The following is a 14,884-nucleotide window of genomic DNA, read 5'->3' on the forward strand; positions in this document are numbered from 1 at the left end:
ACCCGATTCGGAAACGGGGGACTTCATGTCCAGCACGCCCGCCCAGGCCGCACGTCGTGAACTGACCGGATTCACCGGGGAGCTCATCGGCCCCGAGGACGCCGGCTACCAGGAGGCCCGTACCGTCTACAACGCGATGATCGACAAGCACCCCGCCCTCGTCGCCCGCTGTGCCGACGCGGACGCGGTGTCCCGCACGATCGGCTTCGCCCGCGCCCACGGCCTTCCCCTCGCCGTGCGCGGCGGCGGGCACCATGGCGCCGGGCTCGGCACCGTCGACGGGGGAGTGGTCGCGGACCTGTCACCCATGAAGGACATCCGGGTCGACCCCGAAGCGCGCACCGTGCGGGTCGGCGGCGGCTGTGTCTGGGGCGAGGTGGACCGCGCCACCAACGCGCACGGCCTGGCCACGCCCAGCGGCATCGTCTCCACGACCGGTGTCGGCGGCATCGCCACCGGCGGCGGGCTCGGCCACCTCACCCGCAGCTGCGGGCTGACCATCGACAACCTGCTGGAGGCCGACGTCGTCCTGGCCGACGGCCGCCGGGTACGGGCGAGCGCCGACGAGAACAGCGACCTGTTCTGGGCGATCCGGGGCGGCGGCGGCAACTTCGGCGTCGTCACCTCGTTCGTCTTCCGGCTGCACGAGATCAGTACGGTGATCGCCGGGCCGACCTTCTGGCCCGTCGAGGACAGCGCCGAAGTCCTCTCCGCCTACCGGGAGTTCATCCTGAACGCGCCCCGCGAGCTGGGCGGGTTCTTCCTGCACGGCACCGTGCCGCCCGCCCCGCCGTTCCCCGAGGAGATCCAGCTCCGCAAGACGGCCGGCGTGGTCTGGTGCTACACCGGCGACGACACCGAGGCCGCGGCACGCGAGATGGCCCCGCTGCTCGACGCCCTGCCCGCGCCGCTGCTGCACGCCCCCATGGTCATGCAGCACCCCGACCTGCAGGCCATGTTCGACGGGCTCTACCCGCCCGGCCACCAGTGGTATTGGCGGGCCGACTTCGTCGAGACCATCCCGGACGAGGCGGTCCAGCTGCACGCCAAGTTCGGCGCCGAGGTGCCGACCGTCCAGTCGACCATGCACCTCTACCCGATCGACGGCGCCGCCCACGACGTGGGCCAGGACGAGACCCCCTGGGCCTACCGCCACGCCAACTGGGCTTCCGTCTTCGCCGGCGTCGACCCCGATCCGGCCAACGCCGAGCTGGTCAAGCGGTGGACCGTCGACTACTTCGACGCCCTGCACCCGCACTCGGCGGGCGGCGCCTACGTCAACATGATGATGGACGAGGGCCAGGAACGCGTCCGCGCCAGCTACCGCGGCAACTACGACCGCCTGGCCCGCATCAAGGCCGACCGGGACCCGGACAACGTGTTCCGCCTGAACCAGAACATCCAGCCGGCTCCGAAGCCCTCGCACGGGGCGCGACCGTAGCGCGGGTCGCTCGGCGGAGCCGGGGACGGGCGCTGTGCCGTCAGCCCCGGTTCCGCACCAGCCAGTCATGAGCCGCCCGTGCCGTGAACTCCTCCTGGCCTCCCCGCAGGAGGAGACCGGCGCGGGCGAACTCCGGGGCGTCGGCCTGCGCCGCGACGTACGGGATCGCTATACAGCGCATCCCGGCGGCGTGCGCGGCGGCGGCGCCCGGGGCGGCGTCCTCCAGGACCACGCAGTCGGCCGGGTCGGCACCCAGCCGGCGGGCCGCCTCCAGGAAGACGTCCGGCGCGGGCTTGCCGTGGGCGACCTCGTCGGCCGAGACGGTCGTACGGAGATACGCGTCGAGGCCCGTCCCGGCCAGGATCGCGTCGATGGCCTCCGGAGAGGACCCCGAGGCCACCGCCATCGGCACGCCCTCACCGGCCAGCAGCTCCACGAACTTCCGCATCTCGGGGTACGCGCGCGTGGCGGTGCGGGCCAGCTCCAGATAGCGCCGGTTCTTGTCCGCGAGGAGTTCCGGCACGGACGCCCGCAGCCCGTACAGCGACTTCCACCGCGTGACCGTCTCCTGCGTGCTGATCCCTACGTACCGCTCGTGGTCGGTCCAGGTGAAGTCCGGGACGCCGTGCTCGGCGAGGGTCTGCCGACCCGCTTCGTAATAGTTCGGCTCGCTGTCCACGAGCGTGCCGTCGAGATCGAAGATGACCGATATGCCGCTGAGCCTGCTCATGGCCCCCAGGATGTCAAAGATCAACTCCGGGCAGCGCGCCCGACCGACTCCACCAGCGGCAGCAGCCGGTACGCGACCCGCTCCCGCAGCGCCACCTCGGTCCGCGTCCGCACCACTCCCGGCAGGCTGATCACCTTCTGGATGACGTCCTCCAGATGCGCGTTGTCCCGCGCCACGACCCGCGTCAGCAGATCCCCGCCGCCCGCGATCGAGAACGCCTCGACGATCTCCGGCACGGCGGCCAGCGCGTCCCCCACGGCGTCGAGCCGCCCCTGGGTCACCTCGATGTGCACGAACGCCAGCACCGGATGACCGAGCGCGGCGGGCGACAGCGAGGGCCCCGTACCGGTGATCACCCCGTCCCGCTCGAGCCGGTCGAGCCGCGCCTGCAAGGTGCCCCGCGCGACCCCGAGGATCCGCGCGTACTCCCGCACGCTCGTCCGTGGCCGCTCCAGCAGCAGTCGCAGGATGCGGGTGTCGAGCTCGTCCACGGCCATGGCGTGCGGCCTCCTCGTCCATGGTCCGTTGGCCCGCCGGTGGATGCTCCAGGACCGCTTTCACTGTGCCGATGGCCCAGCATATGCGATGTCACTTGAGCCGACAGTGGCAAGGATGCTGCAATGAGCCCGTCGATGGCGCTGCGGACCCCGCGGCGCCTTTTCCATGCCGGTGTCCAGCCGGTGTCCAAGACTTTCAGGGGGCGGTACGTGCTGAAGAGGGCGTTCATGGCGGCGGACCCGGGCCGGACCCGGCTGCGCTTCGCCGCGCGGGCGGTGCTCGGCATCGGCCTCGCGGTCGTGGTGTGCGGCCTCGCGGGACATTCGCTCGCCGGTGCCGTCACCGGCGGTCTCGCCGCGCTGCTCGCCCTGTTCACCGTCACGGACGCCACCGTCCGCGGGCAGGCGCTCACCACCGCCCTGCTGCCCGCCGTCGGCCTGCCCGTCCTCGCCGCCGCGGCTGGGCTCCACGACCACCCCGTCGCCCGCGACCTCGTCCTCCTCGCCGTGGTCGGCGCGGGCGTGTACGCCCGACGCTGGGGCCCACGCGGGCACAGCCTCGGCGTCTTCGCGTTCATGACCTTCTTCGTGGCGCAGTTCCGGCACGCGACCACCGACCAGCTGCCCGAGCTCTACGCCGCCGTCCTGCTGTCCGTGCTCACCGCCGCCGCGGTCCGCTTCGGCCTGTGGTGCTACGAGCGCCGGCTCCCCCCGGCCCCCGTGCCCGCCCCGCCCGCCGGGACCGGCCTCGCCCGTGCGACCACCCGCCAGGCGGTCCAGGCCATGGCCGGCGCGGGTTTCGCCCTCGTCGTCGGCCAGCTGATCTCCGGCCAGCGCTGGTACTGGGCCGTCGGCGCCACCTGGTGGATCTTCGTGAACACCACCTCGCGCGGCGAGACCCTGGTGCGCGGCTTCCGCCGGGTCCTCGGCACGGTGATCGGGATCGGCCTCGGCCTGCTCGTCGCCCTACCGCTGCACGGGGCGCCGGCGCCCACGGCCGTCCTGCTCGCCGTCTGCGTCTTCGGCATCTTCTACACGGCCGCCGTCTCGTACACGTGGATGATGCTCTGGGTCACGCTGCTGGCCGAGCTCCTCTACGGCCTTCTCGGCGTCCTGAACCCCGGGCTGCTGGCCCTGCGGTTCGCGGAGACCGGCGTGGGCGCGGTCGGGGCCGTCCTCGCGGTGCTGTTCGTCCTGCCGATCACCACCCACGCCGTCACCGACGCCTGGATCCGGCGCGCCCTGCGCTGCGTCCACGCCTGCACCGCCGAGGCCGCCGCCCGCCTCGCGGGAGTGCCGGGCGCCGACCCGGCCGTCCGGGTGACCGAACTGGAGCAACTGCTCGGCCGGGTCCGCCTCTCGGTGGCCCCGCTGGTCCACCCCCTCAACCCCATGCCGGCCCGCAAGCGCCGCGCCCGCCGCGTCCTCGCCCTCCTCGACGACTGCGCCTGGGAGATCCGGGGCCTGGTCACCGTCGCGGCCGACCCCGAGGCCTCGCACGACGCCCGTCTGACCGCCGCGTGTCGGCGGGTGGAGGCCGCTGTGGAGGCCCTCACGGACGGCAGGGACTTCCCGGTGGCGGACCGCCCTCTGGCCGAGGAACCCGCCCTGACTCATCTGCACGGACTGGAAAGGGCGCTCGCGGAGCTGGCCGCGCCCTTGCGCACGCCGACCGGCTCACCGCTGGTGGGAGCCTGAACCCACGCCGCCATGCCCGTGACGTCCTCGTGAAGATGACCGGAGCTGGTCTAGACCGGTGCTGATCGACTGCTACCGTCGCCCCGAACGGCACAGACCGAGAGGGGACGACTGTGGCAGACGGCGGCGGGCGGGGACGGGCCTACATCGGGTCGTTCACGGCGGCGGGAGGCCCCGGCATCGTGACGGCGGCGGTGGCCCCGGACACGGGCGCGTTGAAGGTGCTGAGCGGCCTGAACGGCGTACCCGATCCGTCGTATCTGGCGCTGTCGGCCCGCGGGGACGTGCTCTACGCGGTCAGCGAGACGGCCGAGGGCGCGGTGGCCGCGTACCGGGTGAACGGCGACCGGCCCGAGCCGGCCGGCCCGCCGGTGCCGGTCGACGGGAACGGGCCCACGCACCTCGCCGTGCACGCCGGACACGTCCTGACCGCCAACTACGGCTCCGGCAGCGTCACCACCGTGCCCCTGCGCGCCGACGGCTCCCTCGCGGGTGCCCCCTCCGGCGTGCTGCGCCACACCGGCTCGGGCCCGCACACGCCCCGCCAACAGAGCCCCCATGCCCACCACGTGCAGCCCGACCCGAGCGGGCGGTGGATCGTCAGCGTCGACCTCGGCACGGACTCCGTGCGGGTGTGCACCCTGACGGACGGTGCGCTCGACGTACACCGCGAGGTCGCCCTGCGCCCCGGATCGGGCCCGCGCCACCTGGCCTTCCATCCCGACGGGACCCGTGCCTACGTCCTCAACGAACTCACCCCGACCCTCATCAGCTGCCGCTGGGACGCCGAGGAGGGCTCCCTGAAGCCCCTGAGCGAGATCCCTGTGCTGGCGGGCGCCCCGCAGGGCGACGCCTATCCTTCGGGCGTCGTCACGTCCCCCGACGGCCGTTTCGTGTGGACCGCCACCCGGGGTGAGGACGTCCTGTCCACGTTCGCCGTCGAGGGCGACGACCTGCGGCTGGTCGGTACGGTCATCTGCGGCGGCCGCTGGCCCCGGGCCCTCGCGGAGTCCGGCGGATTCCTGTACGTGGCGAACGAGCGCTCCGGCGAGGTGACCTGGTTCGCGGTGGACCCGGCGACCGGCCTGCCCAGGTACGAGGGCTCGATCGAGGTCCCGGCGGCGTCCTGCGTGGTCTTCGACTGATCCACCGGCTGCACACCGAAGGGCCCGCTCCGACGGATGGAGCGGGCCCTTTCGGTGACGCGGTCGCAGGGGGGCGCTCAGCGCACCGGTGCGCCCTGCGCCTGCTGCGGGGCGATGCCCAGCGCGGTCGTGTACTTGGCGAGGACGAGCTTGCCGATCGCCGGGTAGGGGCCGAGCGGCTCGGCGGCGGAGCAGCCGGCCTCCTTGGCCGCCTCCTCGATCACGGCGGGGTCGATCTCCGGCCCTATCAGATACGGCGCGAGCGCCAGCTGCTGCGAACCGGAGGACCGCAGCTGATCGGCGATGGACGCGATCGAGCCGTCCTGGTCGAGCGCCGCCGCCATCACCGGCACGGCGAGACGCGCGGCGAGCAGCATGCCGGTGATCCCGGCCGCCTGCACGGCCTCCTCGCCGCCCACCGCGCCCAGGATGATGCCGTCCGCGGCGGTCGTCACGGCGAACAGGCGAGCACGGTCGGCACGGGCCAGCCCGGCCTCCGACAGACGGACGTGCAGCGCCTCGGCGAGCAGCGGGTGCGGGCCCAGCACATCGGTGAGGTCGGCCGCGATCCGGCTGTCCATCACCGCCTGGCGGATCCGGCGCAGCAGCGCGCTGTCCGGACCGGCGAGCAGCGGCACCACGACGGCGACGGGGCCGTCGGGCTCCTTGACGTCCATCCCGGCGGCCTTGGCCTGCTCGTAACGGGCGGCGCGCTCCTCGGCGGCATGGATCAGGACGGCCTGAAGCGTGGGGAACTCCGAGTCGTCCCCGTCGAGGTACCCGATGCGCGCGTCCAGGCCGGGGAGCTCGGAGCGGGCGATGCTCACGACCTCCTCGGCAAGGCTGCGCGTGGCGGCCGCGGGCGTGCCCGGAACCGCGAGGACGAGCGCGGGCGCGCCCTCGGGAGCCGCCAAGGGCTCGGGTCGGCGGTGCCGCCCGGGCTGGCGAGGTCGCGGCATTCGTACTGGCAGGCCGGACGCGGGCCCAGTGGGGGAGCTCATGGCGACGCATGTTACTGGCTTCCGGGGCTCCCCTGTTCGGGGAGGGTGCAGGTGAGCGGTATCCGTCCGGTTTTGTCTGATGAGTTACGTCCGCTTCAGCCCCTCTTTGGGGTCACCACGTACAACATCGACTCGTCACTCGGAAGGGTGAGCGAACGCCGCGCCAGTTCTGTGGCGATCTGTACGGATCCCTCCAGCGGTCCGCCCGCCGCCGTGACCTGCCGGGCGTGCGGCAGACGTCGCTTCAGCTCCTCCTCCAGCGGTACGACGAGGGCGGCACCCATCCTGAACAAGCCACCGGTGAGGCTGACATGCGGCTCGCCCTCCGCCGGACAGACCGCGGCCGCCGAGTCCGCCATGTGCCGGGCCGCCTCGCGCAGGATCCTCTCGGCGACCGGGTCGCTCCCGGCGCAGGCCGCCACTTGGGGCGCGAAGGAGGCGAGCACGGCGGGCCGGTCCGTACGCGGGTACAGCCTGCCGGGCAGCTCCCGCACCGGTCCGAACGACTCCTCGGCCAGGGTCAGCAGCGCCACCGAGCCGCCGGACCGCCCGTCATGGGCCCGCAGTGCGGCCTCCAGCCCGGCCCGCCCGATCCACGCCCCGCCCCCGCAGTCGCCCAGCAGATGACCCCAGCCGTCCGCCCGGCGCCAGGACTCGAGGTCCGTGCCGATCGCGATGAGACCCGTACCGGCCGCGACGACCGCACCCGGGCGCGGGCCGAGAGCGCCGGTGTACGCCGTCACCGCGTCCGCGACGAGCGCGACGGTCCGGACCCCGAACTCCCTCTCCAGCGCGGTGGGAAGCTCGGCCCGCAGCGCATCGCCCAGGGTCGCGAGACCGGCCGCCCCGACGACGGCGGTGTCCAGTCCGGTCACTCCGGCCTCGGACAGCAACGCCCGCACCATGGGGGTCAGCTGCTCCATCAGGTGCCCCGGGTCGATCCCGCGCGCACCCGTCCGCACGGGCACCCGGGACTCCCGCGGGGCCGTGTTCCCCCGGCCGGGGAGGCCGACGAGGACCCGCAGTCCGGAGCCGCCGGAGTCGACGGCGAGGAACCCTTCCCCCGTACCGGTCCCGTGAAGTGACAAGCTCCCCGCCTTCCCGGTGATGCGGCATCCATATACGAGTGTGTGCTTGGCCCTGGCGCCTGCCAGTAGAGTGACACGCCGTGGCACCACGACCCTTGCACGAACTTGTTGAAGCAGGCTGGGCGAAGGCTCTCGAGCCCGCGGCCGAACGCATCGCCGCCATGGGGGACTTCCTCCGGGCCGAGATAGCGGCGGGCCGGACCTATCTGCCGGCCGGGGCGAACGTCCTGCGGGCCTTCCAGCAGCCGTTCGACGACGTCCGCGTTCTGATCGTCGGTCAGGATCCCTACCCGACGCCGGGGATGGCGATCGGGTTGAGTTTCGCCGTCTCGCCCGAGGTGCGTTCCCTGCCGGGCAGCCTGGAGAACATCTTCCGGGAGATGCACTCCGACCTGGGGCTGCCCCGGCCGTCGAACGGGGATCTGACGCCCTGGGCCGAGCAGGGTGTGCTGCTGCTCAACAGGGCGTTGACGACGGCCCCGCGCAAGCCGGGCGCGCACCGCGGCCAGGGCTGGGAAGAGGTCACCGAGCAGGCCATCCGGGCGCTTGCCGCTCGAGGGAAGCCGCTGGTGTCGGTCCTGTGGGGGCGTGACGCGCGAAATCTGCGGCCGCTGCTGGGGGATCTTCCGGCCATTGAGTCCGCTCATCCCTCGCCCATGTCGGCCGACCGCGGATTCTTCGGCTCGCGACCGTTCAGCCGCGCCAACGACCTGCTGCTTCGCCAGGGTGCCCAGCCGGTGGACTGGCGACTGCCGTAGGCCCCCTCGACCGTGCGGTGGAGGGGGGGTCGGGCCGCCGTCTCGTGACCGCGTACGCCCGGGAATGCCGGCCGCGGGCGTCGCGGTCGCCGCGCTCAGGTCACCGTGAATCCGTCGAACGTGGCGATGCCCCGTCCGTCGGTCCAGCCGTTGGCCGCGGTCATGAAGACCCCGACGTCCTGTGCGGCGGCCGCGCCTGACGGCGTGGCCGTGCCCACCGTCGTCCAGCTGACTCCGTCCGTACTCGCCTCACCGGTGTACGAGGCGCCGGACCTGGTCAGCCGCAGCCGCACCGGCGCGGTGAAGGAGCCCGACAGTTCGATCGAGTCGAAACGGCCGTCGCCGTCCGCGTCCCAGCTCAGCGCGCAGCCGTTGGACGGGGTGATCGCCAGGTTCACATAGCCCGCGCTCCCCTGGGAGCCCAGGTCGTTGCGGACGATGAGGCCCGCCCGTGCCCAGCCCCCGGACGCGTCCTGGGACGTGACGGTGACCTGGGCCACCGTTCCGTCCTGGTACCCGCCCGTCCGGTACACCGCCCCGAACTCGTTGGTGCCGCCCCACAGGTCGGCCCCCGCGCCCTCGATGGCGATCTCGTCGCCGGCCTGACCGAACACCGCGTCGTTGTAGGAGGCCGTGCGGTACGGGTCGCCGACGCCGGCCGCCGCCATCAGCCGTACCGGCGCCACCGCCTTCCCGCCCCCCGCGTACGCCGCCGACGCGACGACCTGGCCGACCAGTTCCGTGGGCGCACCGGCCAGCGAGACCTCGAAGCGAGCGGCGAACGTCTCGCCGGACGCCACCGACGCCTTGCCCACCGGATCGAGCGCCTTCACCGCCAGGCCCTCGGGCGCGGTGACGGAAAGGGTCACGCCGCGCGCCGCCGCGAACCCGTTCCTGTTGGTGAAGGTGACCGTCACCGTCGCGGGCGTGCCCTCGGCCACCGCTCCCCGGTCGACACCCGCCGTGAGGGCCGCCTGGTGGGGAGTGCCGGCGAGCAGGTCGCGCACGCTGCGAGCCAGGGCGTACGGGGAGCCGTGGGGATCGGTCGGATACGTCTCGTGCGCGTGTGCCCAGCGGTCCTCCAGGGCGAACCAGTCGATCGTCGCTGGGTCCTTTCCCGTGGCGAGCGCGTTGAAGTACGTCTGCCAGCGGGTGCGGTACAGGCCGCCGACCAGTCCGGACCACTCCCGGTTCGCGTAGTCGTGCAGGCCCTCCTCGCTGCTCTGGCGTCCGCCCCAGGTCGTGATGAGGGAGCGGACGTCGTATTCGAGGCGGTCCTTCTCGGCCCGGTCGGCGCCCCAGGAGCGCGCGTCGGCGAGCCACCGCCCGAGCAGATGCGGGCCGGAGGTGGCCAGCAGGTCGTCGAGGAGGTCCATCCAGCCCAGCCAGGTCTTGGTCAGCCTGCCGAAGAGGGCCGTGTCCCCGGCGTCGTGTGCGGCCTTGATCTGCGGCAGCAGGACCCGGCTGCGGTTGGACAGGACCTGCCGGGCCACATCGACGACGTCGTACCGGTAGGCCGAGTTGTCCCTCAACTCCACTCGTACGGCGAGGAGTTCGGTGAGTGCGGCATCGAACGCCGTGGTGTCGTAGCGGTCCTTCTCCGGCCCCCAGGCGGCGGCCTTGTTCGCCGTCAGGCTCGGACGGGCGCCGAACAGGCCGTCGGGTGCCTCGCTCCAGGAGTCCGCCCGGGACATGTTGTACGCGGTGTCGCGGATCGTCTGCCAGGCCGCGGCGGCATGCCGGTCGGGGCCGCCGTAGCGGGAGAGGGCGTACGCGGCGAACCAGTCGTCCAGGTCCACGGTGCCGGGCGTCCAGGCCAGGTCGGTGAGAAGGGCCAGGGCGGGCGCGTTGTTGTCCGCCCCCTCGGGCATCGCCGCGATACCGGCGAGCGAACTGCCCTCCCTGTCGCGCCACTTGGGGTACTGCTCCACCCAGTCCGGGGCGTTGGCGCCGATCGGGGTGTGGCCGCCGAAGTTCCAGATGCTGCCGAAGGCGTACGGGGTGCCGCCCCAGTCGCTCTCCCGGTCCGTGACGGTGGTGTAGCGGTCCGACAGGCCGTCCACGATCAGCATCCGGCTCTTGTCGACGCCGTCCAGCAGCGCCTTGGCCGGGTTGTTCTGCCAGCCGAGGATCGCCCACACGGCCCCCGGGTGGGCCTTCTGCAGTGCCGCCTCGACGGCCCCCGCGGCCTCGCCCACCGGCACGTCACCGGCGTTGCCGCCCTCGTGCAGCAGGTCCATCTTGTACATCGTGCTCTCGCCGAACCGCTCCTTCTGGGCACGGTAGAAAGCGGCGGCCACGTCGTCGAAGGCCGCGGTGCGCGGGTCGAGCCAGTCGGGGCGTTTGAAGGCGCCCCAGGTGCCCTGCGCCACCACCGCCGCGTCCCCGCCGTGCTTGGCGGGGAAGTCGTCCGGGACGCTGCCGTAATAGCCCGGCAGGACCGGCGTCATGCCCAGGTCACGTACCCGGTCGATGATCTTCTCGGCGAGCGCGGCGCGCTTCTCGATGAGCTGCCGGGAGATGGGCCCGCCGAAGCCCGACATGTTCTGCAGCAGCCACCAGGGCTGGTGGGCGGGGGCCGGGATCCAGGCGCGCATCTCGGCGTCGGTGTACCGGAACTGACGGAACGTGTCGTAGTAGACGGCGTCGCCGCCGATGTAGATGAGGACCCGGTTGACTCCGTGCACGGCCAGGACGTCCAACTCGCACTGCCAGGCGTCCCAGTCGCGGTAGGCGCCGGTGTAGCCCTCGTTGGTGTCGTTGAAGGCGAAGCGGTGCGGCACGTTGGCCGCTCCCGTGATCGCCGCGGCGGGCGCGGGGAGGATGCGCGGCAGGTTCACCTGCTCGCCGGTCCAGGAGACGGAGGCGTGCGCGGTCCGCCGCAGGTAGGTGTGGAGGCCTGTGAGCAGCACGGCGGGGCTCGTGCCCTCCACCGTGATCTGCCCGGCCCGGCCGGTGACCCGGAAGCGGTCGGTGCCGTCCTTGACGGCCCGCAGGGTGAGCTGCCGGTAGTGGTCGGGAAGCAGCCGCTTCAGCGCGGCCGCGGCGGGCGCGGTGTCGAAGAGGACTCCGTCGGCCGCGTACGCGCCCTGCGGGAGGGGCAGCAGCGCGGCGCCGCCCAGCGCGACCGCGCCCGTGAGGATCCGTCTGCGGGTGACGCCTGGCAGGTCGAGGTCGCCTCGGTTGTCGTGCATGAACGTCCTTCCGGCAGGGCTCAGTTGATCGTCGTGATCGTCATGGCGAAGATGTGCAGGGCGGCGGCGCCCTCCTGGATGCCGTCGCTGACCTTGGGCAGGACGACGGAACGCAGTTCCTTCCCGGCTGTCAGATCGACGCCGAACGTGAACAGGCTGACGGGGTTGTCGTCCCGGCCGGAGCTGAGGTGGCGGTAGGGCAGCACCACCGCGGCGGAGGAGTTCGCGCCGTACCAGTCGGGGACGGCGACCGAGAACGCCTGCTCGGTGCCGTCGGCGTAGACGACCTTGCCCTCGCCCTTGCCCTCGCCCCAGGTGCTGGTGCCGAGGAAGGACAACCGCGAACCGGAGCCGGACAGCAGCACGGTCTGGCCGTAGGAGATGACGTTGTCCTTGGCCCCGGGCTGCGTGTCCGGCCAGGTGAAGGGCACCCCCTCGTAGGTGACCGTGGCACCCGGAGTCAGCCCCACCGACGCCAGCGCCTCGGCGGACAGGCTGGAGTTCGAGCCGTCGATGTTCGCGACGGTGAGGGCGCCCTCGGTGGAGATCCCCGCGTTGTCGAACGCCTTGGGCAGCGAGCGGTACGGCAGCAGGACGGGGGTGGTGGCGCGAGTGCAGTCGGAGCCGTTCCGGTGCACGTCGAAGAGGGCGTGCGCGGTGAACACGACCCGGCCCTCCGCGTCGTCGGCGAGCCGGGTCCGCCAGGCGCGGGTCACCGACCGTCCCGGCGCGAGGTCGCCCAGGCCGTCCTGTTCGGCGGAGGCGTCCACGGCGAGATAGAGCACGGTGCCGCGCAGCGCGATCCTGGTGGAGTTGGTGAGGGTGGCCGTCAGCGTCACGGTCTTGCCGGCCTCGGGCGCGGACGGGGTGACGGTGAGGGAGACGGGCGGCGAGAGGAAGTCCTCCTCGGGACGGTAGGCGGTCACGCCTCCTCCACGGTGAAGTGGTCGAACACGGCCTGGACGGTCGTCCCGGGGTAGTTGAGGTTCACGGCGCTCGCCACCACGCCCGCGTCCAGGGCGCCGCTCGCGGAGGGCACGGTCGCGCTCGCGATCTCGTTCCAGGAGAGTCGGTTGTTGATACTGGTGTACGCGGTGTAGGTGGTGCCGGAACGGACCAGGCGCAGCCAGGCGGGATGGGTGGAAACGCCGCCGCCGGCCCAGGTGTCGAGGTGTCCGTTGCCGTCGCTGTCGGTCATGAACTCCACGCCGTACGACTTCGACATGGTGAGCACGGCGTAGCCGCCCTTCTCCGGGGCGGTCAGGTCGTTGGCGACGGCGATCCCGTACTTGGCGGTGGGGTTGTCGCTGCCGGTGAGGCTGACCGTCTCGACCTGCACCACGCTCGACTCGGCGGCGGCGCCGGGAAGGAGGATGCCCCCCTTCTCGTCGGTGCCGCCGGAGAAGTCGGCGCCGCCCGCCCAGATCACCAACTGACTGCCGTACTGGCCGAACTTCGCGTCGTCGGTGGTGGCGAACGTCCGGTACGGGTCCCGCACCCCATTGGGCTCGTAGGGCACCGTGAACGTCTTCGAGGACCGCGCGCAGTCGCTGCTGCGCTCATCGACGTCGAAGACCACGTGCGCGGTGAACGACACGTCCCCCGCCACGTCGGCCGGGATCGCCGTCTGCCAGCTCCGGGTTGTCTTCGCGCCGGGCCGCAGGTCGCCGAGCGGGATGGTCTTCGCGGCCGTGGTGGCTCGGGGGTTGATCAGATGGAGCACGGCGTTGAGGAGGGGGAAGGAACAGTCGTTGGTGAGGACCGCGGTGGCGGTGACCGCGTCGCCACTGGCCGGCTCGGCCGGCTGCGTGGTGACGGTGAGGGTGGGGCCCAGGGTGTCGAACCGGGTGCCGTTGCTGATTCCCACGCCGCTCACCGGGCCCAGTCGACGGTGAAGACGTTGGCGATGTCGCTCGGCAGGGAGGACGGGACGGTGATGTTGATCTTTCCGTCGCGGCGGGTCCAGCGCAGACTGCCGCTCGTGCCGAGCAGTCGAACCCGGGACGCGGCGCTGATGGGGATGTCGCCGGGCACCGAGAGAGTGCCGCTGGGCCTGCCCAGCACGATGATGTTGAACTTGCCCGGGGAGACGGTGTAGCGGATGCCGAGCGGGCTGCCCTCCTCCTCCGCGCGCACCCAGGGCGTCGATCCGTAGATCGCGGGGCCGTTGACCTTCAGCCAGGCGCCGATGTCCTTCAGCCGCTTCTGCATGACCTCGGGGATCGTGCCGTCCGGCCTGGGGCCGATGTTGAGCAGCAGGTTGCCGTTCTTGCTGACCACGTCGGCGAGCAGCTGGATCAGGAACTCGGAGGTCTTGTAGTCCTCGTCCGGCTCGTGCTTGTTGTAGCCCCAGGAGTAGCCGATGGTCATGCAGCATTCCCACTTCTGGGGGTCCATCGTGGGGTTGGTGCGCTGCTCGTACGTCGCGAAGTCGAAGTGGGTGTCGAACCGGTCGTTGATCACGACACCCTTGGGGTGCGTACGGTTCTTGGCCCGGTTGTAGTAGTGGGCCATGGGTTCTTCGCTGCGCCACGGCGGGTTGCCGGTGGGCCGGAACCACTGTCCGTCGGCCCAGAGCAGCTCCGGGTCGTAGCGGTCGATGATCTCGTACAGCTGCTTGAGCTCGTAGTCGCCGACGTAGTCCTGGACCGGCTTGTAGCCGGTCATCGGGATTTCCTGGTCGGTGTAGAAGTTGCGCATCGGCCGGCCGATCGCCGGGTTGAAGAACTCGCCGAGCGAGTAGTACAGGCCCGGCCGCACGGTGCCGCGCTTGCGGGCCGCGGTCATCAACTCACCGACGAGGTCACGCTTCGGGCCGTACGCCAGGGAGTGACGGTCCGTCACCTTGCTGGGGTAGAGGGCGAATCCGTCGTGGTGCTTGCTGGTCAGCGCGAAGTACTCGGCGCCCGCCTGCTCGAACAGTCGCACCCAGGAGTCGGGGTCGTACTTCTCGGCCTTGAACTGGGGGATGAGGTCGTCGTAGGTGACGTTCTCGCCGTAGGTGTCGCGGTGGTACTTCCACTCGGCGCTGTCCTTGGTGCTCTGGTACCACAGGTACCACTCGGAGGCGCTTCTCGGTGTCGCGCCGCCGATCACCGAGTAGATGCCCCAGTGCACGAAGATGCCGAACTTGGCGTCCTTGTACCAGCGCGGCACCGGGTGGGTGTCGAGGGATGGCTTGGTGGGCTGGTAGTCGGGGATGCCCGAGGCGGCGACCGTCGCACCCTGGGTGAGGGCCTGGGCGGTGCCGGGCGGGGCCAGCAGCACCGCACCGCCGAGGGCGGCAGCGGTGGTCATGAAGTGTCTGCGGTTGACTGCCATCTATGGGCCTC

The 14,884-nt window shown here is 72.0% G+C and carries 12 protein-coding genes; 4 read left to right on the plus strand and 8 right to left on the minus strand.

All coding sequences use genetic code 11. The features are described from left to right. The first annotated feature begins 25 nt into the window (after window positions 1–25). On the plus strand, window positions 26–1,441 hold the full coding sequence (locus OG841_RS40660) for an FAD-binding oxidoreductase (RefSeq protein WP_328636811.1): 1,416 nt from the start codon (window positions 26–28) through the stop codon (window positions 1,439–1,441). Between the two features lie 40 nt (window positions 1,442–1,481). Here OG841_RS40660 and OG841_RS40665 read toward each other — a convergent pair whose 3' ends face one another. Together OG841_RS40665 and OG841_RS40670 are read right to left on the minus strand one after the other, a co-directional pair. Further along, a complete protein-coding gene (locus OG841_RS40665; RefSeq protein ID WP_328636810.1) occupies window positions 1,482–2,171 on the minus strand; it encodes an HAD family hydrolase in 690 nt (229 codons plus the stop codon). 20 nt (window positions 2,172–2,191) lie between these two features. Further along, complete coding sequence (locus OG841_RS40670; protein WP_328636809.1) at window positions 2,192–2,668, minus strand: Lrp/AsnC family transcriptional regulator; 477 nt, start codon at window positions 2,666–2,668, stop codon at window positions 2,192–2,194. Window positions 2,669–2,896: 228 nt separating this feature from the next. Here OG841_RS40670 and OG841_RS40675 point away from each other — a divergent pair, with 228 nt between their 5' ends. Then, the gene (locus OG841_RS40675) at window positions 2,897–4,366 is read left to right on the plus strand and encodes an FUSC family protein (RefSeq protein ID WP_371570971.1); all 1,470 of its coding nucleotides are present in this window, start codon (window positions 2,897–2,899) and stop codon (window positions 4,364–4,366) included. A gap of 113 nt (window positions 4,367–4,479) precedes the next feature. After that, entirely contained in the window at window positions 4,480–5,511 is a 1,032-nt protein-coding gene (locus OG841_RS40680; RefSeq protein WP_328636808.1) for a lactonase family protein, read from the plus strand. Window positions 5,512–5,588: 77 nt separating this feature from the next. Here the strand turns inward: OG841_RS40680 and OG841_RS40685 are convergent, their stop codons facing one another. After that, the gene (locus OG841_RS40685) at window positions 5,589–6,512 is read right to left on the minus strand and encodes a sirohydrochlorin chelatase (RefSeq protein WP_328636807.1); all 924 of its coding nucleotides are present in this window, start codon (window positions 6,510–6,512) and stop codon (window positions 5,589–5,591) included. A gap of 95 nt (window positions 6,513–6,607) precedes the next feature. Then, window positions 6,608–7,600, minus strand: a complete 993-nt coding sequence (locus OG841_RS40690) for an N-acetylglucosamine kinase (protein ID WP_371569335.1) — start codon at window positions 7,598–7,600, stop codon at window positions 6,608–6,610. An 80-nt stretch (window positions 7,601–7,680) separates the two neighbouring features. Between OG841_RS40690 and OG841_RS40695 the strand changes: the two genes are divergently transcribed. Continuing rightward, window positions 7,681–8,358, plus strand: coding sequence for a uracil-DNA glycosylase (locus tag OG841_RS40695; RefSeq protein WP_057609776.1), 678 nt, complete (start codon window positions 7,681–7,683; stop codon window positions 8,356–8,358). A 95-nt stretch (window positions 8,359–8,453) separates the two neighbouring features. Here the strand turns inward: OG841_RS40695 and OG841_RS40700 are convergent, their stop codons facing one another. The 4 genes from OG841_RS40700 to OG841_RS40715 are packed head-to-tail and all read right to left on the minus strand — an operon-like array spanning window position 8,454 to window position 14,873. After that, window positions 8,454–11,552, minus strand: a complete 3,099-nt coding sequence (locus tag OG841_RS40700; RefSeq protein ID WP_328636805.1) for an alpha-N-acetylglucosaminidase — start codon at window positions 11,550–11,552, stop codon at window positions 8,454–8,456. 20 nt (window positions 11,553–11,572) lie between these two features. After that, a complete protein-coding gene (locus OG841_RS40705) occupies window positions 11,573–12,478 on the minus strand; it encodes a beta-glucosidase (RefSeq protein WP_328636804.1) in 906 nt (301 codons plus the stop codon). After that, window positions 12,475–13,428: a hypothetical protein gene (locus OG841_RS40710; RefSeq protein WP_328636803.1), complete on the minus strand. Its 954-nt coding sequence runs from the start codon at window positions 13,426–13,428 to the stop codon at window positions 12,475–12,477. The genes OG841_RS40705 and OG841_RS40710 overlap by 4 nt, the downstream gene beginning before the upstream one ends. After that, window positions 13,425–14,873 carry an alpha-L-fucosidase gene (locus tag OG841_RS40715; RefSeq protein WP_328636802.1) on the minus strand — a complete coding sequence of 483 codons (1,449 nt, stop codon included), beginning with the start codon at window positions 14,871–14,873 and terminating at the stop codon, window positions 13,425–13,427. The genes OG841_RS40710 and OG841_RS40715 overlap by 4 nt, the downstream gene beginning before the upstream one ends. Window positions 14,874–14,884 lie beyond the last annotated feature (11 nt).

It is taken from the genome of Streptomyces canus (assembly GCF_041435015.1).
GTDB classification, from domain to species: Bacteria; Actinomycetota; Actinomycetes; order Streptomycetales; family Streptomycetaceae; genus Streptomyces; species Streptomyces canus_G.